Consider the following 24,841-nt stretch of genomic DNA (forward strand, 5'->3'; position numbering starts at 1 on the left):
AAACGATAATCGCTCATGTTCCTGCGCCGCGTCACGCTGCATCAACTGAAGATCTTCCTGTCGCTCGCCCGTCATCTCAACATGACGCGCGCCGCCGAGGAGCTGCATATGACGCCGGCCGCGCTGTCGATACAGATCAAGCAATTGTCCGGTACGGTGGGGGCCCCGCTCCACGAGCAGATCGGCAAACGGCTGTTTCTGACCGAGGCTGGGCGCCTCGTGTACGCCGGGGCGCTCGACGTCTTCGATCGTCTGGAACGCCTATCGGGGGACCTCGCCGCTGACCAGGGACTCGAGCGCGGCAACCTCAAACTCTCCATCATTACCACCGCGCAATACTTCGCCCCGCATTTCCTGGGGGCGTTCTGCAAGCGGCACTCCGGGATAGAAGCCACGCTGGAGATCGCCAATCGCGACCAGCTCATAGAGCGCCTGAAGCACAACCTGGACGACCTCTATATCATGGGCCAAGCCCCCGAGCAGTTGAGCGTGATCGCGCAACCCTTCATGGAAAACCCGCTCGTCTTGATCGCGCCCGCCGATCACCCGCTGGCCTCGCAACACGACATCGCCCCCGAACGCCTGGCCGATGAATCGTTCATCATGCGCGAACCGGGGTCGGGGACACGACTCGCCGCCGAACGCTTTTTTGAAAAGCACAGCGTGCAGCCCAAGATTCGCATGACCCTCGGCAGCAATGAGGCGGTCAAGCAAGCCGTGGCCGGCGGGCTTGGCGTGGCGGTGTTGTCCGGGCATACCCTCACCCTGGACGCGGCCTCCGGCGCCTTCGCGGTCCTGGATGTGCGCGGCTTCCCGTTACGGCGCCAATGGTATGTGATCTATCCCTCCACCAAACAACTCTCCCCGGTGGCGCGGGCCTTTTTGCATTACATCACCGAGGAAGGGGCTTCGCGCAATCAGAGCCCCGGCCGCTAAGAGGTCACGGGCTCCCGCAGGGCCGGAAAGATGAGCTCCTGCGGCCTGGGGTGCCACTGCGGCGCGGCGCCACCAGGGCGCCGAGACACACCATGGCCTCGTTATCGCAATCCGGTGTGCGCAGACGTCATCGCCCCCCTCGCGAGGGGCCGCCGCTCATCGCCTCAAGGGCCGCACCGGGCATGATTCCGCGCGGCCCCGGCTTTTGTCCCGTCCCTGCCGGTTCATCATGCGCTACCGTACCGCGTGTCATGGAGGATACCTATGCCGGATATCTTGCCGCGGCTCATGGGCGTGGCCGCCACCTTATTCGCAGGTCCGTTGATCGCCACGGCCGCGCTCGTCCCAGGATCGCAACACGGGCCCTATGCGCGCGTCTTTCATCCCCGCAACCTGCCGCCCCCGGCGGCTCAGGCCGGATTCCCGCGTGCTTGGACGCACGCCTACGGCAACGCCCGCCACGACTCGGCCTATCCCGTGGGCCCCTCGGCGCCGGCATGGCTGAAAAACGGCGTCACATGGCGCTATGCCGAGGCCCGCGCCTGGCCTCTGTCCCGCCATAAGCCGTTCGGTGCCAAAGTCTATGGAGACCGGCTGGCGCTCGCCACCATGACCCAATTCTATGGGAACGCGCTCGGTGTTTCCGCGGTCGACGGCATCATTTACGCAGAAAGCGACGATGAATTCGCCTATGCCCTGAACGCCCGCACGGGACGGCTCATATGGCGTACGAGCCCTGTTGGCAACACTTTCATGGGCGACCCGCTCATCTCCGGTCATGTCGTGTATCTGACGGTCGGCAATGTCGGCTTCAATTTTTCGAATGTTCAACGGTACTCGCAAAAAACCGCGGCGCGCGGGGCGGGCGTGAGCTACAACGGGGTCTACGCCCTCGACCGCATCACGGGAAAGCTGCTGTGGCATTTCGGGACCATGGGCGCAACGATGCCGACGCCGGCGATTGCCGGCAACCGCCTCTTTATCGACACGGGCTCCGGCGACATCTACGCCATCAATGCGCAAACCGGTCACCAGATCTGGGTGAAGCGTGCCGGCGGCATCGCCAACATGTCGGACCCGGCCGTCTACCATGGGCACGTCTACGTCGCCTTGTCGGTCGTTCCTTACCTCTACTGTCTGTCGGCCGAGAATGGCCACATCGTGTGGAAGGCCTCGATCCGGCGTGCCACGAAAACGGGGCTGGGAGACGTCTCGCCCGCCGTGGCCCACGGCGTCGTCGTAATGGATGCCGTGGCGGTCGTCCCGTCACACGGCGGACGTACCACCATGACGACCATCGTGCGCGCCTACAATGCCGAGGATGGGCATGTGCTCTGGACGCACGCCATGGGCCTAGGCCCCAAGCCCCCGGCGTTCAAGGGCGGGGTGCCGATGATCCACGGAAACACCGTCTATGTAGGCACGCCGGTGGACAATATCTATCAGGCCTACGACCTCCATAGCGGCAAGGTCCTGTGGACTTGGCACATCCCAAAGGCGGGAGCAGCCGGCGCCGGCCGCGGGCCGGCCACCTATTCCGATGGCAAACTGTTCATCAGTACCGGACCACGCCTGTTCGTCTTGAATGCCCATACGGGACGCCTGATCGGGCAGAAGTATCTCGGCGGGCGTTTCGGCATCGTCAATCCCGTGATCGTCGGCGGCACGATCTATCTCGACAATTCCTGGGATTGGATCATGGCCGTGCCGGTCTCGGCCGTGGTCGCGCATAAGCCAATCCACCGCCAGCTGTCGCCCTGACCTTGGGGTGAGGCGCCACCCTGCCCTCATCGTCTATACTGATAGCCATCTGGTGCTCAAGTGAAAAGGGGGATCGGTCATGACCCGCGAGATCCTGGAAAACGACCACGAGGTGCCCAGCCGCAGTCCGCTCGACAATGCCGTCAACTGGTCGCTCTTTCGCCATCGCAAGGATGCCGAGGATTACCTCGACCGCGTCCGTATCGACGATGGGTACGAATTGATCGGCGGCCACAGCCAGGACAGCATAGGTGATTATTGGTGGGTTGGGGTACGCGTGTCATCGATCGCCGATTGGGGTCATTCCCAGGCCATCAACAAGCATGGTCGCCACGGCGACTGAGCCGGCCGGTCAACCGAGAAAGGCGGGGTCGTGGCCGGCGCCCTCAAGAAGGCCGGCCCTCAAACGCCGGGAAAAACACCGCCGACGGTGACCGGCCGTGATCGGTTCCAGGAACCACCACGGCGCGGTCCATCGACGCAACGGCCGCCCATCATCGCGGAACACGACCTGCCCATCATCGCTATCGCATCATCCGCACGGGGCCCTGGCCGCCTCCCGGCATGGGTACGGCCGGCGGACAGGCCCGGCCGCCGGTAATGGCGAGGCGCGCAACCGCTATCCGCGGACACCCCGCGGGCGCCCGATCCAGGCCCCGCCATGACCCCCCCCCCCCCCAACATTGCCCTGCCCTTGCCGGTCTCCCAGGTCACCCGCGGCGCCCTCCATGGAACGTCCGGCCTGGGCCGCGCGCGCCGCCGATCAGGGATTCCGCCGACGTCACAGACCCGCCCTGCATCCGCTCGGCTCACGTTCCCGACCCGCACACTGGCCTGACATCCCTGCGTCACAAGCGGCCTGGTGGCCCACCGATGCAATTTCCATAATTCCGCCCTGATGACAAGCTACGCGACAGAAATTGATTATCCTCAATATAAGGGTCTCTACATATGGGAAAGTCCCAAATACTATGGTGGTCATGCCGGTGACGCCGTAACACCATGACACATCCACCGTGGTAACGGTCGCGGTTACCGCCCATCCTCATAAGGAGTGCCTATGGTGACAAAAACCACAAATCGCGGGACGGGCGAACAAGAAGGGGTGCGCGCCATAGGCCGCAGGCGCTTCCTTCAATACACCACGACCGCTATGGGCGTCGCTTCCCTAGCCGGACTCACGCCAACGGCAGATGCTGGCGCTATCATAGGCGTTCCACGCCTCGCGCAGGCGTCGGGGATTCCTAAGCGCGTGGCCGCCGATCCGACTCATATTCCGCCGTCGATAATCCGCAGACGGCCCGCAGTCGTGCCGGTAATGTTGGAGGCGCGCGAGGTCATGGCCGAGATCGAGCCGGGGGTCTTGTTTCGGTTCATGACCTACAATGGCCAGGTGCCTGGTCCGTTCATCCGGGTACGCGAGGGCGACACCATCGACCTCACATTCCGCAACCCCAAAACCAATACCGAGGCGCATAACGTGGATTTTCACGCGGTCATGGGCCCTGGCGGCGGCGCCCTTGCGACCTGGACGGAGCCCGGGGAGGAGGCGCGTCTGCGCTTTCGCGCCACCTACCCCGGGGCCTTCATATACCATTGCGCGGTCTCCAACATGGACATGCACATAAGTTCCGGCATGTTCGGCATGATCCTCGTGGAGCCCAAGGCCGGACTACCGCGAGTGGACTACGAGTTTTACCTGGGCCAGAACGAGATCTATACGGATAAGCCCGCGGGTCTGCCCGGCCGGCATCACTTCGACATCGGCGCCATGCTGCGGGAACAACCGACCTACGTGGTGATAAACGGTGCGGCACATGGACTTACGGCCCAACGCTATGGCGCCATGCAGGTCCGGACGGGATCCACGGCGCGCATCTATTTCGTCGTGGGCGGCCCCAATCTTTCCTGCAGCTTCCATCCGATCGGCAATGTCTGGCATGAGTTATGGCCGGAAGGGGCCCTGGCGAACAAACCCCTGCACTTCGTGCAGACCTATCCCGTGCCACCGGGATCGGCGACCGTGGCGACACTTCGCTTTCCCGTGGCCGCCGACATCAAGCTCGTCGATCACGCGCTGACGCGCGTCGTTCATCAAGGATGTCTTGCCGTCATCCATGCCGCGGGACGCGGCAATCCTGAACTTTTTCAAGCCCGAGGAAAACGCCCACTATGAAAACCTGTCGTTATCCATCACCCCCTGTCCATGCCGCGGTCGCGCACACCATGCCCATCACCAGAAAGCTGACCATGGCCCTCATCCTGTCGGCGCTCGCCGCGGTAGTCGTCACCCACGGCACCATGCGCCACGAGCGCGCGCTGATGACACAGGCCGGCTGCTTTACATGTCATGCGGTCCACAGCCGCAAGATCGGTCCGGCGTTCTCGTGGGTCGCATACCATTACCGAGCCCAACCTGGCACGCTCCAGCATCTGGCCCGCAAGGTCATTACGGGAGGGACCGGGTATTGGGCCCCCTGGACCTACAATACGCCCATGATCCCGCATCCGAATCTGTCGATGACCCAGGCCGAGGGCATGGTCCGATGGGTGCTGAAGCAGTCACCCGTAAAGCCGCCGGCCCCGTAAGCGGCCCGGAGCCGCCCACCCGATCGCGACCCCGCAGCTGTGCTTGGGGCCCAAGGCGTTGGGGGCCGCTATGATAGGGCGATGTCGGCCGCCGCCTGGAAGGTGAGGACACGCTCGATCGCCGGTAGCTAAGAGGGGCTCGGCACAGATATGGGCGAACCCCGTGAGGCCGCTGGTGCCCGTGTCCCGGCACACTTGGCATGCCGTGCCAACCGACCATACGCGACGGGTCAGACGAGACAGGCGACATCATGGATAGGGTACGCGAAGGGGCGTGTACCCGTGGCGCTACGCCACCACACGAAATACCGTGACAAGAAATACCGCGACGCGCCCCTACCCTGATTCATGCCATTGTGCCGCGCCCCCGTAAGCACGCGGTCGCGCCTCGGCCTGCTCGCGGCACCATCGCTCCTCCGCGGCCCGCAACGCCAGGCGTCGGGACCCCTTCCTGGATGGGGTTTCAAACCTCCTGGATGTGTCCCAAGCCGACCTTGTCCTGCTCTTGCTCACCGGAGGCCATGAACGTCACCTCCACGCCCTGCTCGGCGGCAATCCACCGTCCCGCCTCGCGCGACATGGTAAGCGTCATGAGCAACATATCGCCTTCGACCGCTTCGCTCAGCACAGTCCCCGCCCCATAGAGGCGTGATCGCAGACGACCCTCGCGGAGCGGGATGCGGATCACGGCTTGGACCTGCCGTGGCCCCAGCCGCTGGTGGATGGCATCTAAAAGTCCGTCGAGGCCTGCGCCGGTGTGTGCGGAGACGAAGACCCGTCGCGCCTGCCCGAACCCATCGGCCTCGACCCTTGGCTGATCTCCGATCGCATCGATCTTGTTCATGACCATGAGCCGTGGTACATCCTCGGCACCGATCTCGGCCAACACGCGATTGACTTGCTCCTCATAGGCGTGATGATCCGGGTGGCTCGCATCAACCACGTGCAGCAGGAGATCGGCAAACTGCACCTCCTCCAGGGTCGACCGAAACGCCGCGACCAGACCGTGCGGAAGGTGACGAATGAAGCCTACGGTATCGGCGAGGATCATGGCGCCGGCCCCGGGAAGCTCCACGCGCCGCATCGTCGGGTCCAGGGTCGCAAACAGGCGATCGGCGGCATAGACGCCCGCCCCGGTCAGGATATTGAAGAGCGAGGACTTGCCGGCGTTGGTATAGCCGACCAGAGAGACCGTGGGGACCACGGAGCGCAGCCGCGCCCGACGACGCATCAGGCGTTGCCGGCGCACCTTATCGAGGCGCTTATGCAGCACCCGGATGCGCTCACCGATCATGCGCCGGTCGCTCTCAAGCTGGGTCTCGCCCGGTCCGCGCAGTCCTATACCGCCCTTCTGGCGCTCGAGGTGCGTCCATCCGCGGACAAGCCGGGTCGACAGGTGCTCGAGCTGGGCCAGCTGAACCTGGAGTTTGCCTTCATGGGAATGGGCGCGCTGTGCAAAGATGTCGAGTATGAGGCCGGTGCGATCCAGCACGCGGGCCTCGACCGCCTTCTCCAGATTGCGCTCCTGTCCGGGCGACAAGGCGGCATTCACCACCACCAGCTCCGCGCCGGTCGCGGCAACCAGCGCGCGCACCTCCTCCGCCTTGCCCGAACCGACATAGGTCGCGCTATCCGGCTGTTGGCGCGCGCCCTCCACGACCCCGACGATCTCCGCGCCCGCCGACAGCGCAAGCAGCCGCAGCTCCTCGAGATCCTCCTGCTCCTCGGCGTCCGCCAGCCGCAAATGCACCAGGACGGTGCGCTCGCGGCCCGCGGCCTCGCCGAGACTCTGCCGTTTATTCGTTGCCTACCCCCTTGTCCGTCTCGTCCATATCAAATGTAAACTTGACCGGACGACTGGGCACCACCGTGGAGATGGCATGCTTGTAGATCATCTGACTCACGGTATTCTTCAATAAGACCACAAACTGGTCGAAGGACTCGATTTGCCCCTGCAACTTGATGCCGTTCACCAAAAAGACCGAAACCGGCACATGTTCCTTGCGCAGAACATTCAAATAAGGGTCTTGTAAAGCCTGCCCTCTATGCTGACTCATGACAGTTCTCCTGTTCTTATATTACCGTTACTGAGGCGCCTGGCGGTTTGCGTCATAAGCCATATCCTATGGCATCGATCACATCCCGTATAATCGTCGCGCAGGTCTCGGGCGCCCGGGGACCCTCCCCGTCCAGCCATCGCACGGCCGGATCCGCCCGCAACCAGGTCAGTTGACGCTTGGCCAGCTGCCGGGTGGCGGCGCTGCCCTGCTCGACGAGGTCATTATACGGGATTTTGTCCCGCAGGTATTCTCCGACCTGGCGATAACCCACGAGCCGCAGCGCCGGGGCCTCCGCCGGCAACCCCTGTCCGAATAACCAGGCCGCCTCCTCTATGAGACCGCGCACGAGCATGCGCCGAAAGCGCAGCCCGATACGGCGATGAAGTTCCGCGCGCTCGCGCGGGGCCACGGCGAACTTGAGCCATGCATAGCGCCCCCGCGGTGTCTCCCCGACCTCCGGTACGCGCCCCAACGCACGGACGATCTCGAGCGCGCGCACGATCCTCTGCGGGTCGGTGGGCGCGATGGCCAAGGCCCGTCGCGGATCGCGCTCGACGAGTTCCGCATAGAGCGCCGGCAGGCCTTTGGCGCCAAGCTCCGCCATCAGCGCCGCGCGCATCATTGCGTCGCTCGCGGGGATGTCGGGCAATCCGTGTTCCAGCGCCCGGAAATAAAAACTGCTGCCCCCGACCAGAACCGGGACACGCCGACGGCGGAGCGCGGCATCTATCGCGCGCCGCGCGTCCTGACAAAATGCCGCCGCCGAATAGCTTTCCGCGACACCGCGAATATCTATGAGACCGTGCGGCAGGACGCGGCGTTCACCAAGGGTGGGTTTGGCCGTACCGATATCGAGTCCGCGGTAGATCTGTGCGGCATCGACGCTGATGACCTCGATGGCCAGGAGCCGGCTCAACGCAAAAACAGTGGCGGTCTTGCCCGCCCCTGTCGGCCCCATGAGGAACACGACAGGGATAGCGGTCATGAACCCTGAGGGCGCATATGCGGAAACAGGATTACGTCGCGAATGCTCGGGGCGTCCGTGAACAACATGACCAGGCGGTCGATACCGATCCCCTCGCCGGCCGTGGGCGGCATGCCGTATTCCAGCGCCTCGATATAATCGGCATCATAGTGCATGGCCTCTTCGTCGCCATCCCCACGCCGCTCGACCTGACGCCTGAAGCGCCGCGCCTGATCCTCGGGATCATTCAACTCCGAGAAACCGTTGGCGATCTCCCGACCTCCAACGAACAGCTCAAAGCGGTCGGTCACGAACGCGTCGGAGTCGTTGCGTCGCGCAAGCGGCGAGACCTCCGCCGGATACGCCGTTATGAACGTCGGCTGCAACAAATGCCCTTCGATGGTCTTCTCGAAGATCGCCATCTGCAACCCGCCGGCCTCGAGACCGGGCTCCTCCGGTAACCCCTTGGCGACCAGAAACGCCCGCAGCGCCGAGACATCACGCAGGTCGGACGGGGCATCCGGATGATGGCGGCGAATCACCTCCTCGACCGTCCAGCGCGCAAACGGCGCCCCCAAGTCGTAGCACTCTCCCTGATAGGTGAGCGTGGATGTCCCCAACACCTCCTCGCACATCCCGCGCAACAAGACCTCTGTCATGTCCATCAGGTCGCGATAGTCGGCATAGGCTTGATAGAATTCAACCATCGTGAATTCGGGGTTATGACGCGTGCTCAAGCCCTCGTTGCGGAAATTACGATTGATCTCGAAAACGCGCTCGAAACCGCCGACTACCAGCCGCTTTAGGTAGAGTTCGGGCGCGATGCGCAGAAACAACGGGATGTCGAGCGCATTGTGGTGGGTCACGAACGGTCGTGCGGTCGCGCCCCCGGCGAGCGGCTGCATCATCGGTGTCTCGACTTCACTGAACCCGCGCCCTTTAAGAAACGCGCGCAGATAGGCAACGATGCGCTCGCGCCGCTCGAAGACCAGACGCGTCTCGGGGTTTACGATAAGGTCGAGATAGCGTTTGCGGTAGCGGGTTTCCTGATCGGTGAGCCCGTGGAACTTCTCGGGCAAAGGTCGCAAGCTTTTGACGAGCAGCCGCAGATGCGCCGCGCGCACGCTCAACTCCCCGGTCTTCGTCCGGAACAACCGCCCGGTCACGCCAATGATGTCCCCAAGGTCCCATCGCTTGAAGGCCTCGTAGGCCGAACCCAGCATGTCACGCTCGACAAATACCTGGATGCGCCCGGTCGCGTCCTGGATGTGGCAGAAACTGGCGCGCCCCATGACTCGCTTGGTCATGATCCGCCCGCCCAGACGCAATTCGCCGACGGTAGCCAACACCTCCTCGGGGGCGTCCCGATAATCGGCCAGCAACGGGCCGGCCTGGCGATTGGGGCGAAAGTCGTTGGGATAGGCGCTGCCCTCCGCTCGCCACGCCGAGAGCTTCTCGCGGCGCAGTGCGATATGGCGGTCTTCGTCTCCCGTGATCTCGTTGTCGTCTCGCCCTTCACTCACACCTACCCCTCCCTTCACAGTCCGCTCTTTAAGCTCGCCTCGATGAATCGATCCAGATCACCGTCCAAAACCGCCTGGGTATTCGCGATCTCGACGCCGGTGCGCAGGTCCTTGATGCGCGACTGGTCCAGGACATAAGAACGGATCTGGCTGCCCCAGCCAATATCCGACTTGCTCTCCTCGAGCCGCTCCTGCGCCTCACGCTTCTTTTGCATCTCGAGTTCGTAGAGCCGGGCCTTCAACATCTTCATGGCCTGCGACCGGTTTTTGTGCTGTGAGCGGTCGGTCTGGCATTGCACCACAATGCCGCTTGGGCCATGGGTGATACGCACCGCGGAATCGGTGCGGTTCACGTGCTGGCCGCCGGCACCACTCGCCCGGTAAGTATCGATCCTGAGGTCGGCGGGATTGATCTCGATATCGATATCGTCATCGATCTCGGGGTAGACGAACACCGACGCAAACGAAGTGTGTCGGCGATTGCCGGAGTCAAACGGCGATTTGCGCACCAGTCTATGGACTCCGGTCTCCGTACGCAGATGCCCAAAGGCGTAGGATCCGGCGTACTTGATCGTGGCGCTCTTGATCCCGGCCACCTCGCCGGCTGAGACCTCGACGATCTCGGTCGCGAAACCGCGACGCTCGCCGTAGCGCAGATACATCCGCAACAGCATCTCCGCCCAATCCTGGGCCTCGGTCCCGCCCGATCCCGATTGGATATCGAGAAAGGCGTTGGCCGGGTCCATCTCACCCGGAAACATCCGCTGGAACTCGAGGGTCTCGAGACGCGTCCTAAGGCCCGCTACATCGCCTGCGATCGCCTCCTCGGTGGCCCGATCCCCCTCGGCGCGCGCCATGGCAAAGAGCTCCATGGCCTCGCCAAGGCCCGCCTCAAGCGCACGAATGGCACCCACGGTCTCGGCCAGCCGTGCCCGCTCGCGCCCGAGCTCCTGAGCTCGCACCTTGTCGGCCCATACCTGCTGGTCCAGAAGCTCGCGTTCGACCTCGGCTAGGCGCTCTTCCCGGGCATCGATGTCAAAGATACCCCCGAAGGGCGGCCGTGCGCTCGCGAAGCTCGCGCAGCGCCTGCTCTATACTCCCCTGATCTTCCACCACGGCCTCTCCAAAAATCCGGCAGAATACCCGAACCGCTGCGGAAAAACGAGGGCGCGACGCCGGCCCAGCCCTGCTATCGGCCCCCTTATTAAAGGCGCATCCGCCGTATGCGCCTTTAAGGATGCCCCTGTCGCGCGAGCGCGGCACGATAGACAGGCGAGATCGGCTGGCCCGGGAAGAACTTCTCCACGGTCGCTATCGGCAGGTTGGTTCCGGATGGGAACGTGAAATCCGTCTTGGCGGCGATCGCATGACACGAGATGCAGCTGTCCACGCGCCCATAGGCGATGACGCGGCCGTCGGGCTTGTAAGCGGCCATGACCCAGTCGCGATCAGCACTATCATAACCCGGTACCTTCAGCATCGCCGTTACCGTCTTCAAGACCTTATGGATATCGAAATTTTCCTTGATATAAAGGCTTCCGGCCGGGAAGCGCGTCACATTCCGGACACCGTGCGCCGCGGCCTTCACCGCGATCGCGTTGGCCCGGTCGATGGTGTAGTAATCGGCCATCCGCGAGCCATGCATCCACAAATGGCTCCCTGGCAGCAAGCCGCCGCCGTTCTCGAGTGCACGGACTTCCTTGAAAAGCGCGGCGGGCGTGGGGGCCTTGTCAGCGGCGGAGGCAAGCAGCGGAACCAGTAGGCCGGCGCACGCGATACCCGCCCACCCTTTCTTATTGTATATTGACATTGGGACGCTCCTGTGGTTTATGCCCCGCCCATCATCACGCGGCAACCCACCCCTGTCAACGGACGCGACGCCCTCCCGGCGCCGGTTTGTGCCTTTCTTACGGGCTTTTATCATCACTCTTCTTTATGCCAGCATAATCCCTACAGACGCAATCCTTAAGGTTGCGGCCACGGTCTTTCCCGGGCCCGACCATAGCGCGCGCGGCCCTGACACGAACCATGCTAATATGCAGGCATTGATCTGCCGACCCTGTCGGCCTTCTGTCGCCAAGATAGCGGAACCACCCGTGAGCATTCTCGACCTGGGCGGGCGGCCCATAACCGCGCACGCGCCGTGACCGACATCGACTTAAAGAACCCGTCCCTGTACATCAACAGGGAGTTGAGCGTACTTGCCTTCAACCGGCGGGTCCTGGAACAGGCCAAGGATGACCGCCTGCCACTCCTCGAACGACTGCGGTTTTTGTGCATATCGAGCACTAATCTCGACGAGTTCTTCGAGGTGCGCGTGGCCGGGCTCCAGCAACGCGCCAAGATCGTCGGAACCGCGCTCGCGCCCGACGACAAGACCGCCACCGAAACCCTGCGAGCGGTGCGCGAAGAGACCCTGGACCTCGTCTCCGAGCAATACCGGGTCCTAAATGAAATCCTGATTCCGGAGCTGGCCGCGGCGCGCATTCATATCATTAAGCGCGACAGTTGGACCGAGGCCCAGGACGCCTGGCTGCGCCGCCATTTCGAGGAGGAGCTTTTGCCGATCCTGAGCCCTCTAGGGCTCGATCCCGCGCACCCTTTCCCCCGAATACTGAACAAAAGCCTGAACTTCATCGTCTCACTCGAGGGTCGCGATGCCTTTGGCCGTCACGGCGGGATGGCCATAGTCCAGGCGCCACGCGCGCTCGCGCGCGTCATTGCGCTCCCCCGCACCGATCATCAGAGCCACGAATTCGTGCTCCTGTCATCGGTGATTCACGCCTATGTGGATCGGCTGTTCCCGGGCATGGCGGTGCTCGGCTGTTATCAATTCCGGGTGACCCGCAACAGCGATCTTTTCATCGACGACGATGAGATCGATGATATCCTGCGCGCCGTGCAAGGCGAGATCGCCTCGCGCCGCTACGGTGATGCGGTACGTCTCGAGGTTTCGCGCGAATGCCCGGACGCCACCAGCGGGTTTCTGCTGCGCCAGTTCGAGCTCGAGGCCGAGGATCTCTATGCCGTAAACGGCCCCGTGAACCTGAACCGCCTGGGCGAGATCTATGATCGCATCGAGCGTCCGGACCTGAAATATCCGGGCTTCGTTCCCGGAGTACCGCGGACGCTGGCATCAGGGGCCGACTTGTTTGCCGCCATCCGCCACGCTGACCTCCTTGTGCATCACCCGTTCGAATCCTTCCTGCCGGTCGTCGACTTCATCCAACAGGCGGCCGCCGACCCACTGGTGCTTGCCATCAAGCAAACCATGTATCGATCAGGCCCGGATTCCCTTATCGCGGATGCCTTGGTCGCGGCCGCGCAGGCCGGCAAAGAGGTGACTGTTGTGATCGAGCTGCGCGCGCGCTTCGACGAGGCCGCCAATATTGCCCTCGCCAACAAGCTCCAGGAGGCCGGAGCCCACGTCTTGTATGGCATCGTGGGCTTCAAGACCCACGCGAAAATGGCGCTCATAGTGCGCCGCGAGGCCGGCGTCCTGCGCCGCTATGTCCATCTCGGCACGGGCAACTACCATCTACGCACCGCCAAGGCCTATACCGACTACGGCTATTTCACGTGTCGCCCGGAAATCGGCAAGGATGTGAATCAGGTCTTCCTGCAACTTACGAGCCTTGGCAGTATCATGCCGCTGCATCGCCTCATACAAAGTCCGTTTACCTTGCATACCCAGATGCTGGCCCTGATCGACCGCGAGCGAGCGCACGCGCTGGCCGGCCGCCGTGCGCGCATCATGCTGAAGGTGAACGCCCTGACCGAACCCGAGATCATTCAGGCTTTATATCGCGCCTCCATCGATGGCGTCCGCATTCAGCTCATCGTGCGCGGCATATGCTGTCTGCGACCCGGCGTCGCCGGCGTCTCGGACAATATCCAAGTACGGTCCGTGATAGGCCGGTTCCTCGAACATAGCCGCATCTATTACTTTGCCAACGGGAATCAACCGGAAGTCTATCTGGCGAGCGCCGACTGGATGGAGCGTAATTTCTTCCGGCGGGTCGAGGTGGCCTTTCCGATCCAATCGCCACGGCTGCGCGATCGCCTCGTACGCGACCTGAAGCGCTACCTAAAGGACAATACTCACGCCTGGATCCTGCAGGTCGACGGCCAATACCGCAGGTCTCGCCCCTATAAAGGCAACGCGCGAGACGTGCAGGCAGAACTGCTGGCGGAGTTCGCCGAGCAAGGCTGAGGACGGCCGGCGTACCGCGAATCAGCCGGGTGCCAGGGGGCATCCGGCCGTATCCGGGCTTTCAGGCCACCCACAACCGCCTCTTCGTACCATGAGCACGGCCCACCGCAACCTGGCGCCAACCGACGAGGCCGCAGACCGGGCCACCCGATTCCGGCGCCTCGCCGCCATGCCTCTCGACCACCCGGCCATCCGCCGGTACCGGCGGCCACCCTGCCACCGATCGATCCCGCTATGTACCCGTTACTGAGGCTTGTGATTGGTCGACCGCTCGGGCCTGCGCACATCGCTATGGCGATAACGGCCGGGACGCGCGACCCGCACAGGCGGCCCCGCATGAGTACGCGTGCGATCATAATTAAGCCCGTTATAGACCGCCGACGGGACCTGCGCGGCCATCGCCGCCACCGGCAATGCGGCAAGTGCGGAGACCACCAAGAGGCGCTTCCCTTCCATAACAACTCCTCGGTTATTCCATTAGGAGGTCCTTATTTTCTGCCAAAACCCTTAGCCGTTCAAGAGAAATCGGATACCGCCTTTTTGCATGTCCGCAAGCTCGGGGCCAAGCTCCCGCCAAAAGGCGTCACGCATGAGATTGGCGCGCAAAGGAGTGCTGATCTCGAGCGCGCCGACGCGCGCACTAAGGTGCCAGGGCGCGCGCCGGCTGCTGATGGCCAGCGACTGCTCGATTCGCAAAAGCACCACGATGATGCGCGCGAGTATCGCTAAACGGACCGCAGCGTCCCCAAAAGACCTTTTCAGGCCGACTACCGCAGGCTGCGTCCACTTGCCGCGGTGCATGGCGATCAACATGCCGAGCAGCGCCTGTTCGCGTGGCGCGAAACCCGCCAACTCCGCGTGCTCCACGATATAGGCGCTGTGGCGCTCGTAGCGGAGACGATTGATGGCAGTCCCGCAGGCATGGAGCTGCACCGCCCACCCCAGAAAGCGCCGGTCCTCCAGCGATAAATGCCATGGACCCGCCACCATCTCAAAGAGCGCGTCGATGCGCTCGGCCATCCCGGTACCGTAGGGATTCGGCCAGCGCGCGGCCAAGCGCGCGATTGCCTCGCTGCGGACGTCCGCTCCCGACAGCCGGCCGATCAGATCCCTCAGAACCCCTTCACGCAAGGCACCCTTGGCAACCTCCATCGTGGTGATCTCCAAGACATCAAAGAGCGCGATCACGATAGCGAGCCCCCCGGCGAACACCGGGGCCCGCTCCGTCGCAAGGCCTGGAAGCACCAACCTGTCGACGTGACGCTGAGCCAAGACACGCTCCTTGAGCTCTGTCAACGCGCTGGCCGTAAGCCCCCCGGTGGCGACACCCAATTCGCGCGCCACGGCATCGACTGCGCGGATGGTCCCCGAGGATCCCACGGCCCGGTCCCAGCGTGCCGCACGCAACCGTTCGCGTAGAGGCATGAGCTGATGCCGGGCAAAGGTTACGGCCTGGGCGAACCGCGCCTCGGTAAGCAGATGGCCGGCAAACAGCCGATCAGTCAAGGTGACACAACCCATGGTCACGCTCTCCAGCACCTCCGCGTGTCCGCCGACGCCCACAATGAGCTCCGTGCTTCCACCCCCGATATCAATCACCAATGCGCGCGCCTCGGCGGCGATTCCGGGGCTTACGCCGCGATAGATAAGGCGCGCCTCCTCGATACCAGAGACCACCTCGACCGGCACGCCGAGGCGCGCCTGGGCCTTGCGTAAAAAGGACTCGGCACCCACCGCCTGGCGCAGCGTATTGGTCCCGACCGCGCGCACGAGCTCAGGACGCCATAGCGCAAGGCGCTGTCCAAAGCGCCGCAGACAGGCCAGCGCCGCCTTGGCGGCCACCGGGCGAATATGCTGCTTGTGGTCGAGTCCCGATCCGAAACGCAGCATCTCCCGCAGCTTGTCAACCACGACCGGCTCGCCGTTCTCCACCTTGGCGATGACCAAATGAAAGCTGTTCGAACCGAGATCCACGGCAGCGATCACCGGGCTGCGGTTGCGCGCCATGCGCTTTACGATCTTCTTGGGAGCCCGCAAGGCGGCCTTGGCTAAGGCTTTGGGCATGGCATCGACGCCTTTTCATGAACAGAATGTTTGCGAGTCTGGCGAATCCCGGTGACGATGACAAGACAGCGAACGCGGGTCTCGATGGGATCTGACCGACATGATCGTCCGGGGAGCCGACCATGGTCATGTTGCGGTCGGCCATGAAAGCGCTACACTCGGGCCGTTACTCTCAATGGCATCCCATGTCCCGTAATGAAGATCCGCACGCCGCGTCTGGGGCGTCCCTGTCCACCGCTTTGCTCGGATTTCTGGCGTTCCTGGCCGGCGCGACCGTCGCGAACCTGTACTATAGCCAGCCACTGCTCACACGCATCGCCGCGAGTTTCCATATCGCACCGGGCCGCGCCGGTCTCGTGACCGTCGCCACCCAGATCGGCTATGCCGCAGGCCTCATGCTCATCGTACCCCTGGGCGATGGCCAGGAGCGCAAACGCCTCATCATCACGACCACCGGACTCATAGCCGGCGCGCTGGCTCTGGTGGCGCTCAGCCCGACCTTACCGATCCTGCTCGCGGCCTGCCTTTTTATCAGAATGCGCGGAAAACCCCGCCGTTCAGGGCGGGGATGCAGAGCGCGGCGGGTAGGCGGCTCAATGCCGCCGTGCTCGCCTAATCCGGTGTTTGTTGCTGCTCGACATTGTGGGCCGCATGGCCCATGTACTGGCGAATAATGGAAATGGGCGCACCGCCGCAGCTTCCGGCAAAGTACGATGGAGACCAGAGCGCTCCGCCCCACAGTCTCTTGCGAACGCTGGGATAATTCTTTTTGCGGATCATGCGGCTGGAAACTCCCTTGAGGCTGTTCACCAGTGCCGAAACGGGCACGGTCGGCGGGTAGTTCACCAGCAGATGCACATGGTCATCCTCTCCGTCGAACTCCACCAGCTCCGCGCTGAAATCCTGGCAGACGGCGACGAAGAGGCCGCGCAGATCGGCCAGCACCTCGCCAGTGAATACACCACGGCGGTATTTCGTCACAAAGACCAAGTGAACATGCAGGTTAAAAATGCAATGTCTGCCATGCCTTACTTCAGCTGCATCCGTCATTGACCAAGCATACAATAGAACCATGCTCATCCGCAAAGCCGTGCGCTACCGACTGGAAACCACGCCAGAGCAGGAAAACCTTCTGGCCCGTGCGGTAGGCTGCGTGCGCTTCGTCTGGAATCGCGCGCTGGCCCTCCAGCAGTCCTATCTCGCCCAGCGCTGCGGCCGTTTCTCCTACGGCGATATGGCGCGCTGCCTGACCACTTGGCGCCAGAGCGAGGCCTTCGGGTTTTTGGCCGAATCCCCATCGCAACCGCAACAGCAAACACTGAAGCACCTGGACCGGGCGCTCAAGGACGCCTTCGACAAGAAATCTTCCAAACGCTTCCCGGTGTTCAAGAAGAAAGGGCACCATGACAGCCTGCGTTACCCGGACCCCGAACAGATCCGGATCGATCTGAAGCCCCAGGATGACGATGGCCGAAGCGTGCTTCCTAAAATCTTCCTGCCCCGCATCGGTTGGGTGAAGTTCCGCAAGTCTCGCCTCATCGGGGGCGAAATCCGCAATGTCACGGTAAGCCGCGCCGGCGGACATTGGTATGTGGCCATCCAGATCGAGAAGGAAATCGCCGATCCGGTGCATCCGGCCCCACCGCCGTGGGCGGTGATCGGGGCGTGGCGAATCTGCTCACGCTGTCGGATGGGACCGTGTTCCTGCCGGTGACGGCCTATCGCCACCGGCAAAAACAACTGGCCAAGGAACAAAAGACCCTGGCGCGCAAGGTGAAGTTCTCGGCCAACTGGAAGCAGCAGAAGGCCACGATCACGCGACTGCATCAGAAGATCGCGGAAATCCGAAAAACCGTACTGCATCAGGTCAGCACCATCATCAGCCAAAACCACGCGGTGGTGGTGCTGGAAGACCTGAAGGTGCGGAACATGACGGCGTCCGCCCGCGGCACCGTCGCACACCCCGGACGCAACGTCCGGCCAAAAGCGGGGCTCAACAAAGCCATCCTCGATCAGGGCTGGGGTCTGTTCAAACAGATGCTGGGTTATAAGCTCCAATGGGCGGGCGGTATGCTGCTCTTGGTGGATCCGGCCTACACCTCGCAAGGGTGTGCGGTGTGTGGAGTGGTGGATGCGCGCAATCGCGTCACACAAGCCGAATTTGCTTGTCAACGCTGTGGTCACAAAGACCACGCCGATGTGAACGCGGCACAGAACATCCTCGCAAGAGGGTTGTTATCAACGGCGGGGCACGTCGGGGTAGCCTGTTCTCCGGCATAAGTCGGAGAGTTGTCCGGAACCAAAGGGAGCCGCCGGACAATCGAAGGGGCCGAGGTCAGGCCGCTGTTGGCAGGAAGGAATCCTCGTTCTTCAGGGCGAGGAGGATGTCAAACCGCAAATCTCGCCGAGCCGGCCCGTCGCGGGCGCGCGGTAGGTCTCGTCATGAGCGGTCTCCTGGTCGGCATCATCGTGTCCCGGGCCTTGAGCGGCTTCGGGGCCTTTCTCGGATGGCGCATTATCTATGCGATCGCGGCCGGCGCCATGGCCGTGTGCGCCATCGCCGCCTCCTGCCCCGTCAGCCGCCGACCGAGCCGGCCACCCACAGGGCCTTGCTCCGATCCCTGATCACGCTTTGGCGGCAGGAGCCCATACTCCGCCTCCATGCCTTCCTTGGCGCCATGGGCTTTGCCGCCTTCAATAGTTTTTGGACACCGCTCGTCTTTCATTACGCCCGCCTGTTTCCAGGCGACGCCAGTCGCATGGTCGGAATCACGGGGTTCATCGGCGTGACCGGCGCCTTGGCGGCACCCCTTTCCGGCCGGCCGTCCGAACGCATCGGCGCGCGCGGCATCAACGGCGCATTTCTCGGACTCGTGGTGGCGGCATTCCTGGTCTTATGGAGGGCCGGCGACTTTCTTGCGGGTGTCACCGTCGGCGCGGCACTCCTCGACGCCGGCGTCCAAGGCAGTCACGTTTCGAACCAGACCCGCATCTATGCCCTGGGCGCTGCCATCCGAAATCGCCTGACCGCCCTCTATATGACCGCCTACTTCGCAGGGGGCGCCCTCGGATCGTTCGTAGGGACCCTGGCCTGGCAGGAGGCGCGATGGCCGGCGGTATGTGCAAGCGGCGCGGTCTTCGCGCTCGCTGCCCTGACGCGCCTCTTGGCCAGCCGCCGGTAACGACCCCGTGGTCGCCCCCGCCCGCCCGGCCACGCTACCGGCCGTCGATCGTGCGGCCCATGCCGGCTTTGCGGCGAGACGCGCCCGGCGCTACCCCGTGCCCCTTGTCATTCCGGGATTTGCCGAGACGAACCTGCGATCTGCCGTTCCCAAGCAAGCGGGGCCGGCGTCGGGAGATCGGGAAGGCGGTGAGGTCGGAAATATCCTTCCTTTGAGAAGCGGGAGGATGTCAAAATGGCGGCCTGTTGCCATCCTCCCGGAGCCCTGATGCCCCGCCGTTACACGCTGACACTCTCGTGCCCCGATCGTGTCGGTATCGTCGCCGCCGTAAGCGGTCTTATTGCCGCCCATGGCGGCTGGATCACCGAGGCCAACCATCACTCCGACCCGGAGGGTGGCCGGTTCTTCATGCGCCAGGAGATTCTTGCCGACTCCCTACCCTTCGACGCCACGAGCTTCCGGGAACGGCTCGCCCCGATCGCGGCAGAATTCACCATGGATTGGCGGCTGGTGGACAGTGCCTGCAAAAAACGCGTGGTGATCCTGGTCTCGCAGCTCGGCCACTGCCTCTACGACCTCCTGGCCCGCTGGCAGGCGCGGGAGTGGGACATCGAGATCCCGTGCGTCATATCGAATCACGATACGCACCGGGGGTTCGTGGAATGGCATGGCATCCCCTTTCACCATGTCCCAGTGGTTTCCGGCGACAAGCCCGCGGCCTTCGCGCGGATCGCCGAGCTATTCGAGGATGCGCAAGGCGACGTCATGGTCCTCGCCCGCTACATGCAGATCCTCCCCGACGCTCTATGCCGACGCTACCCCAATCGCATCATCAACATCCATCACGGCTTTTTGCCGAGCTTCAAGGGCGCCAAGCCCTATCATCAAGCCTATGAACGGGGCGTCAAGCTTGTCGGCGCCACCTGCCATTACGTCACCTCGGATCTGGATGATGGTCCGATCATTGAGCAAGACGTGGTGCGCGTCGATCACTCTGACGACCCATCGGATCTGATCCGCTACGGCCGGGATATCGAAAAGACCGTGCTGGCGCGCGGGCTCGGCTACCATCTGGACGACCGTGTCCTGATTCACGGCCGGCGTACCGTCGTTTTCCGCTAGACCGTTCATAAAACCATAGAAATCTATTCCCATGACGTCGCCCGAACGATAAGGGCGGCGATTCGCGTGCCGGAATTCCGCCGGCAAGGGCATAGGGCAGACTAGGCCGCCGCCACAACCGGAGTATCAGGGGGCCTTGCGGCCCCCATCCGTTGCGGAGGGTCGAGTTGCTCCGCCATACGCTGCGCTGCAAGCGTCTCTTTCATCTTTCGGGAAACTCGACCTAACAGGGTCCACACAGGCTTCCGCGCATTCCACTCGGGATACGGGAAGGTAACCTGCGCACCACGTCCATCCGGCGCGGTGATGACCTTGACGCCATCACGCCCTGTTCGACCAATCGGGGTCTCCCGAAGTCCGAATACTTTTTGGACTTTGCCGGTGCGCGGGTTTTTCGCGAACCGGTCAAAAGCCCTGCGTCCAATCGCCATCGCCGCACCCTGATGCACGGTAAGGCCGTAGCGATTGGCGTAATTGATGCGCCCCAGCACCGATGTGTAGGCCGGGTTGACCATCTTGACCGCCACCCCCTCCTTGACGGCGCGAGCGTTGCGGGCGTCGAGAATCTTTTTATAGGACAGGCTGGACAGCATCCGCGCATAACGCGCGCCATCCTCTTCCGTCAGTTGCCCTTTCTTGCGGGTAAAGTCCCGCTTTTCCAGAACGAGCGGCTTGCCGACATGCCTGGCGTGTTGGATCCGCTTAATGGCGGCGCCTTCGATAATGGCCACAGCCTGTTGCGTCGTTTTGCCGTAAGTGACGCAGGGAATACCGTCTGTTGCCACCGGATTGCCGAAACGATCCCGTTCCGCCCATGCCAGATGGTCCGCATTCAGGTCCACCGCCAGCACACCCGTTTTCACGTCCGCCGTGATGGCCGCTTTGGGTTCATCAAAACTCACCATGACCCGCCAGCCTTTTTTGTCGCGGATGAAACGCCAGGACAGGGCGCTTACACCGTCGGGATAGATGACGTGGGAATACGTCTTCCCGGCTTTTGATGTTTGGGTGACTTTCGGTAGCTGTTTCTTTGATAATCCCGCATGTCGCGTGACCGCCGCCCGCAACTTTTCTTCCTGATAGGGGAACCGGAGCGGTCCTAGCGTCACGCGGGATTCCTGACCTCCGGCAATCGCAGATCCAGCCGGAAGGCGCCATCCGGTTGAATGCGGACCACACAGCCCTGGCAACCCCCGCCATTTCGTCGCTTGATCCCAGTACGATGAACTGGCTGGATCGCGCGGACCGCCAGTCGGCCCGCCATTGTGCATGATCGGCGTAGCCGTTTTCCCGCAAGTGATGCTGCGCGTTGAACAATTTCCGTCCGCCGAAACACAGGCCGGACGCATAAGGCCAGCGCTGCTCGGCAATGGCCTGCGATCGCCGCTCCCGCACATGGCCCAGCCGACGCTTCTTTTGATGCAGGCGGTGCTTTAGCCTTTCGACGCTGGATGCGCACGATTTTGCCGCGCGCGCTTTCGCGATCTGCTTTTCGAGCTTCGGCAGAAGCTTTTGAGTGGCCTCGATCTTGCCGCTCAGGGTGTTTTCCAGGTTTTTCAGATTTTCTACGCGGTTATCGGCCAGCCCTTCGACATACCGGCGCACCGCATTGAACTGTCGGGCGGTGATGTCGAAACGGCGAAGATACGCGTTCTTGAATGATGCGCCGGCGCGTTGTTCCCGTGCCATGTCCGCCGCCAGATGACGGGCCACCCGGTTGAACCGCTCCGCGTAGGCGGACAGGGCGGCGTCCTGCGCCGACGTAAGGTTTTTGATGCGGGTGTACAGCGTGATCATGCGGGCTCCTGGCGCAGGCGGCCACCGCCTGCGCCGCGCGCTGTCTGGCCGACCGCCGGCCATGCAGGCGGGCGCAAAAGGAGGTGGGCACCGAAATCCTGTCCTGTGCCAGATCGTCCTGGAGTTCGGATTCATCCACCACCAACAGTTGGCCGCCACGCGCAGCCAGTGCCGCTTCCCCATATTCGGCGCCGCAACGCATGAGCCGGTCGCGGTGCTCCACGACAAGTTTCTCCACCGAGTTGTCGCCCAGCAGTCGCAACAGTGTCTTCCGGTGCCCGCTCATGCCGGAACCCACTTCGGTCACCGTCTCCGCCACGGAAAGGCCACGGCTGTTGGCGAAAGCGACGCACCGCGCCACCTGTCCGTCCCGGTTGGGTTTCTGGTCATGACGGGAGACCCGGGCGTAGACAACGGCTCGACCTGTGGGGACTTCCGGCACGTCCACGAGAATGGTGCCCGTAGACAACTGATGCGCAGGCACAGGCAGTGTTCCGTTTTTGAACCACTCCCAGGCGGTGCGATAGGTCACGCCTTGCGTTTTCGCCGCACGCGCTTAGTCTCATGCGGTATAGGGCAATATGAATCTCCGGAAAGTTCCGTGTTTATGGCAACAGTGGTCAACCCCAAGGCCCGAGATGGGATGCGTCACGCCCCAGCGGCCGGACGAACCCGATGGCCTCCACCCGCCGCCTTTCTCACGCCACGGCAGGCACCCCTGCAACCGACGGTCCCCGCACCCTGATCGCGCGATCAGGTGATACGCGGGCGCCACACGGCGCGCCATCCATCCGCCGAGCATGGCCGCCGACAGCGGTCGTATTCCGCGTCATTTTGCTCGCGACCATGAAATATCATGGGCTTTATCCCTTCGGCTCTTCCGCACAAAGTGTGGGTAGTCGGCGTGGCTAATCGAGGCTTTTGAGGAAGAGTTTTCGTCCGACCTTGACGCACCGTTTCACCTTGGCTTGTCCCTCGGGGGTCGGCATGAGGTGGCCGCACTGCCGGCAGCGATCGAGTTCCACGCGGTAGACATCGACACGGCGGCCGGCGAGTCGGCCCGTCAGATCGACCGGGTAGGTCGCGATCTGGCGTTTGAGCGAAGGGCTTGCACACCGCTCGCAGAGACGCGGGGCGGCGTGGGGATCGTGGCGCTTGAGCCGGGTGAACCAGTTCCGCATACTCCCAGTTTCTCAGAACGGGATGATCTATGCACCTCGCCTTGAAGACGCTCTTGAACCGTGTGGAACCGATGAAGGGCTTTGTCTATGAGTGGAGTCGTATTCGCCCGGCCAGCAAGGCCCGCGGAAGGGGCTTAGCGGCCATGCCGACCATCGAGATCGGCCTGCGCGCGCATGAAAGCCGGCAGGGCCACTGCTCGCAGTGCCAGCAGCCCGCACCGGGCTACGACACCCTTCCCGAGCGGCGCTTTCAGTTCGTGCCGCTGTGGGGCATGCCGACCTGGTTCCTGTACGCGCCCCGGCGGTTGGCGTGCGACGCATGCGGCATTCACGTCGAGTATCTGCCATGGGCCTTGGGTAAACGCCCGGTCACGCAAAGCTTCGCCTGGTTCCTCGCCAGCTGGGCCAAACTGCTGAGCTGGCAGGTGGTCTCCCGGCGCTTTCAGACCAGCTGGGAAAGCGTTTTCCGCTCGGTGGAGATGGCGGTGATCTGGGGCCGCGAGCGCCTGGATCTCACCGGCATCTCGGCCCTCGGCGTAGACGAGATCTACTGGAAGAAGGGCAAGTTCCTCACGCTCGTGTATCAGATCAACGAGGGCATGAAGCGGCTTTTATTTGTCGTCGAGGATCGCCAAGAGAAGAGCCTGCGTCAGTTCTTCGTCTGGTTTGGCAAGGAACGCAGCGCGCTTATAGAGTTCGTCTGCTCGGACATGTGGAAGCCCTATCTGAACGTCATCGCGCGGCATGCCCCCAATGCCCTGAACATCCTGGATCGCTACCACATCGCCGCCAAGATGAACAAGGCGATCGATGAGGTGCGCGCGCAAGAAACCCGCGCCCTGAAACGCCTCACCCCCGGGACGAAGGTGATCCTCACGCGCTCGCGCTGGTGCCTCTTAAAGCGCCCTGAGAATTTAACCGAGAACCAGGCGATCAAACTGAAGGATCTGCTCTCGTACAACCTGAAATCCATACGAGCTTATCTGCTCAAGGAGGAGTTCCAGATGTTTTGGGAGTACGTCTCGCCGGCATGGGCCGAAAAATTCATGGACCAATGGTGCAAGAAGGTGATGCGCTCACGCCTGGAACCGATGAAGAAGATTGCGCGCATGATCCGTGTACACAAGCCGCTCATCTTGAACTGGTTCGCGGCCCGCGATGAGGTCTCTCTTGGTGCCGTCGAAGGCCTAAACAACAAACTCAAAGCGAGTATCAGGACATCCTATGGATTTCGCACCCCAAAAGCTATAAAGATCATGCTTTATCATAAGCTTGGCGCACTACCAGAGCCGGAGCTCACCCACAGATTCTGCTGAGGAACCATCCCTTCAAAGCCCCGACAAGCCCCGTCACCCAGAGAACGCAGCCTCTTTTCCGGGCCATCCGTTACCCTTACGCCATTTAGCCATTACAGACGGGGTATATTGCTTAGGAGCAACATGCCTCGGG

At 62.8% G+C, this 24,841-nt stretch carries 25 protein-coding genes and 1 pseudogene; 13 read left to right on the top strand and 13 right to left on the bottom strand.

The features are described 5' to 3' along the window. Window positions 1-15: 15 nt before the first annotated feature. The 5 genes from C4901_RS10165 (at window position 16) to C4901_RS10185 (ending at window position 5,286) form a co-directional block, all read left to right on the top strand. Window positions 16-936 (top strand): LysR family transcriptional regulator, encoded by a 921-nt coding sequence (locus C4901_RS10165; protein WP_065972141.1) that lies wholly within the window; start codon window positions 16-18, stop codon window positions 934-936. A 264-nt stretch (window positions 937-1,200) separates the two neighbouring features. Then, on the top strand, window positions 1,201-2,697 hold the full coding sequence (locus C4901_RS10170; RefSeq protein WP_110137234.1) for a PQQ-binding-like beta-propeller repeat protein: 1,497 nt from the start codon (window positions 1,201-1,203) through the stop codon (window positions 2,695-2,697). 79 nt (window positions 2,698-2,776) lie between these two features. Further along, the gene (locus C4901_RS10175) at window positions 2,777-3,040 is read left to right on the top strand and encodes a hypothetical protein (RefSeq protein ID WP_110137235.1); all 264 of its coding nucleotides are present in this window, start codon (window positions 2,777-2,779) and stop codon (window positions 3,038-3,040) included. A 717-nt stretch (window positions 3,041-3,757) separates the two neighbouring features. Continuing rightward, on the top strand, window positions 3,758-4,873 hold the full coding sequence (nirK, locus tag C4901_RS10180; protein WP_205735935.1) for a copper-containing nitrite reductase: 1,116 nt from the start codon (window positions 3,758-3,760) through the stop codon (window positions 4,871-4,873). Further along, window positions 4,870-5,286: a c-type cytochrome gene (locus C4901_RS10185; RefSeq protein WP_110137236.1), complete on the top strand. Its 417-nt coding sequence runs from the start codon at window positions 4,870-4,872 to the stop codon at window positions 5,284-5,286. Before nirK ends, C4901_RS10185 begins: the two co-directional genes overlap by 4 nt. 463 nt (window positions 5,287-5,749) lie before the next feature. Here the strand turns inward: C4901_RS10185 and hflX are convergent, their stop codons facing one another. The 6 genes from hflX to C4901_RS10215 form a co-directional block, all read right to left on the bottom strand. Continuing rightward, window positions 5,750-7,039: a ribosome rescue GTPase HflX gene (gene hflX / locus C4901_RS10190; RefSeq protein ID WP_110137237.1), complete on the bottom strand. Its 1,290-nt coding sequence runs from the start codon at window positions 7,037-7,039 to the stop codon at window positions 5,750-5,752. A 43-nt stretch (window positions 7,040-7,082) separates the two neighbouring features. After that, a complete protein-coding gene (gene hfq / locus C4901_RS10195) occupies window positions 7,083-7,343 on the bottom strand; it encodes an RNA chaperone Hfq (protein WP_110137238.1) in 261 nt (86 codons plus the stop codon). 52 nt (window positions 7,344-7,395) lie between these two features. Beyond that, window positions 7,396-8,331 (bottom strand): tRNA (adenosine(37)-N6)-dimethylallyltransferase MiaA, encoded by a 936-nt coding sequence (gene miaA / locus C4901_RS10200; RefSeq protein ID WP_110137239.1) that lies wholly within the window; start codon window positions 8,329-8,331, stop codon window positions 7,396-7,398. Further along, the gene (gene lysS / locus C4901_RS10205; protein WP_110138610.1) at window positions 8,328-9,833 is read right to left on the bottom strand and encodes a lysine--tRNA ligase; all 1,506 of its coding nucleotides are present in this window, start codon (window positions 9,831-9,833) and stop codon (window positions 8,328-8,330) included. The genes miaA and lysS overlap by 4 nt, the downstream gene beginning before the upstream one ends. Before the next feature lie 14 nt (window positions 9,834-9,847). Beyond that, a protein-coding gene (prfB, locus tag C4901_RS10210; RefSeq protein WP_110138611.1) for a peptide chain release factor 2 occupies window positions 9,848-10,946 on the bottom strand; the annotation gives its coding sequence in 2 pieces (ribosomal slippage) (window positions 9,848-10,870 and window positions 10,872-10,946; 1,098 coding nt in all). A 118-nt stretch (window positions 10,947-11,064) separates the two neighbouring features. Next, window positions 11,065-11,643 (bottom strand): cytochrome P460 family protein, encoded by a 579-nt coding sequence (locus tag C4901_RS10215; protein WP_205735936.1) that lies wholly within the window; start codon window positions 11,641-11,643, stop codon window positions 11,065-11,067. Window positions 11,644-11,976: 333 nt separating this feature from the next. Between C4901_RS10215 and ppk1 the strand changes: the two genes are divergently transcribed. Then, window positions 11,977-14,046 (top strand): polyphosphate kinase 1, encoded by a 2,070-nt coding sequence (ppk1, locus tag C4901_RS10220; protein ID WP_110137240.1) that lies wholly within the window; start codon window positions 11,977-11,979, stop codon window positions 14,044-14,046. Window positions 14,047-14,289: 243 nt separating this feature from the next. On the opposite strand, the gene C4901_RS10225 is transcribed toward ppk1, so the two are convergent. Continuing rightward, a complete protein-coding gene (locus tag C4901_RS10225) occupies window positions 14,290-14,502 on the bottom strand; it encodes a hypothetical protein (RefSeq protein WP_110137241.1) in 213 nt (70 codons plus the stop codon). A gap of 51 nt (window positions 14,503-14,553) precedes the next feature. Beyond that, window positions 14,554-16,110: a Ppx/GppA phosphatase family protein gene (locus C4901_RS10230; RefSeq protein ID WP_110137242.1), complete on the bottom strand. Its 1,557-nt coding sequence runs from the start codon at window positions 16,108-16,110 to the stop codon at window positions 14,554-14,556. A gap of 185 nt (window positions 16,111-16,295) precedes the next feature. Here C4901_RS10230 and C4901_RS17300 point away from each other — a divergent pair, with 185 nt between their 5' ends. Continuing rightward, window positions 16,296-16,784, top strand: a complete 489-nt coding sequence (locus C4901_RS17300; RefSeq protein WP_145960694.1) for an MFS transporter — start codon at window positions 16,296-16,298, stop codon at window positions 16,782-16,784. On the opposite strand, the gene tnpA is transcribed toward C4901_RS17300, so the two are convergent. After that, window positions 16,723-17,160, bottom strand: coding sequence for an IS200/IS605 family transposase (tnpA, locus tag C4901_RS10235; protein ID WP_110137154.1), 438 nt, complete (start codon window positions 17,158-17,160; stop codon window positions 16,723-16,725). The two genes, C4901_RS17300 and tnpA, sit on opposite strands and share 62 nt — an antisense overlap. 22 nt (window positions 17,161-17,182) lie before the next feature. Here tnpA and C4901_RS18890 point away from each other — a divergent pair, with 22 nt between their 5' ends. From C4901_RS18890 to purU, 5 genes are all read left to right on the top strand, one after another. Next, complete coding sequence (locus tag C4901_RS18890; RefSeq protein WP_205735937.1) at window positions 17,183-17,824, top strand: RNA-guided endonuclease TnpB family protein; 642 nt, start codon at window positions 17,183-17,185, stop codon at window positions 17,822-17,824. Further along, the gene (locus C4901_RS18895; RefSeq protein WP_205735938.1) at window positions 17,776-18,390 is read left to right on the top strand and encodes an RNA-guided endonuclease TnpB family protein; all 615 of its coding nucleotides are present in this window, start codon (window positions 17,776-17,778) and stop codon (window positions 18,388-18,390) included. The genes C4901_RS18890 and C4901_RS18895 overlap by 49 nt, the downstream gene beginning before the upstream one ends. 162 nt (window positions 18,391-18,552) lie before the next feature. Continuing rightward, window positions 18,553-18,735, top strand: coding sequence for a hypothetical protein (locus C4901_RS19410; protein ID WP_370445907.1), 183 nt, complete (start codon window positions 18,553-18,555; stop codon window positions 18,733-18,735). Further along, complete coding sequence (locus tag C4901_RS10250) at window positions 18,720-19,292, top strand: MFS transporter (protein WP_145960695.1); 573 nt, start codon at window positions 18,720-18,722, stop codon at window positions 19,290-19,292. The genes C4901_RS19410 and C4901_RS10250 overlap by 16 nt, the downstream gene beginning before the upstream one ends. Window positions 19,293-19,559: 267 nt before the next feature. After that, a complete protein-coding gene (purU, locus tag C4901_RS10255) occupies window positions 19,560-20,414 on the top strand; it encodes a formyltetrahydrofolate deformylase (protein WP_110137245.1) in 855 nt (284 codons plus the stop codon). 101 nt (window positions 20,415-20,515) lie between these two features. On the opposite strand, the gene C4901_RS17700 is transcribed toward purU, so the two are convergent. The 4 genes and pseudogenes from C4901_RS17700 to C4901_RS10270 form a co-directional block, all read right to left on the bottom strand. Next, window positions 20,516-21,319, bottom strand: coding sequence for a hypothetical protein (locus C4901_RS17700; protein ID WP_168185664.1), 804 nt, complete (start codon window positions 21,317-21,319; stop codon window positions 20,516-20,518). Then, the gene (locus tag C4901_RS17705; protein WP_168185665.1) at window positions 21,306-22,211 is read right to left on the bottom strand and encodes a hypothetical protein; all 906 of its coding nucleotides are present in this window, start codon (window positions 22,209-22,211) and stop codon (window positions 21,306-21,308) included. Before C4901_RS17705 ends, C4901_RS17700 begins: the two co-directional genes overlap by 14 nt. A 7-nt stretch (window positions 22,212-22,218) precedes the next feature. Next, window positions 22,219-22,743, bottom strand: a pseudogene (locus C4901_RS10265) (IS607 family transposase); the annotation flags it as partial. A 376-nt stretch (window positions 22,744-23,119) separates the two neighbouring features. Then, window positions 23,120-23,392, bottom strand: coding sequence for a hypothetical protein (locus tag C4901_RS10270; RefSeq protein ID WP_110136613.1), 273 nt, complete (start codon window positions 23,390-23,392; stop codon window positions 23,120-23,122). A gap of 29 nt (window positions 23,393-23,421) precedes the next feature. On the opposite strand from C4901_RS10270, the gene C4901_RS10275 reads away from it, so the two are divergent. Then, on the top strand, window positions 23,422-24,708 hold the full coding sequence (locus C4901_RS10275) for an ISL3 family transposase (RefSeq protein WP_110137247.1): 1,287 nt from the start codon (window positions 23,422-23,424) through the stop codon (window positions 24,706-24,708). Window positions 24,709-24,841: the final 133 nt, after the last annotated feature.

The organism is Acidiferrobacter sp. SPIII_3 (assembly GCF_003184265.1).
Classification (GTDB): Bacteria; Pseudomonadota; Gammaproteobacteria; order Acidiferrobacterales; family Acidiferrobacteraceae; genus Acidiferrobacter.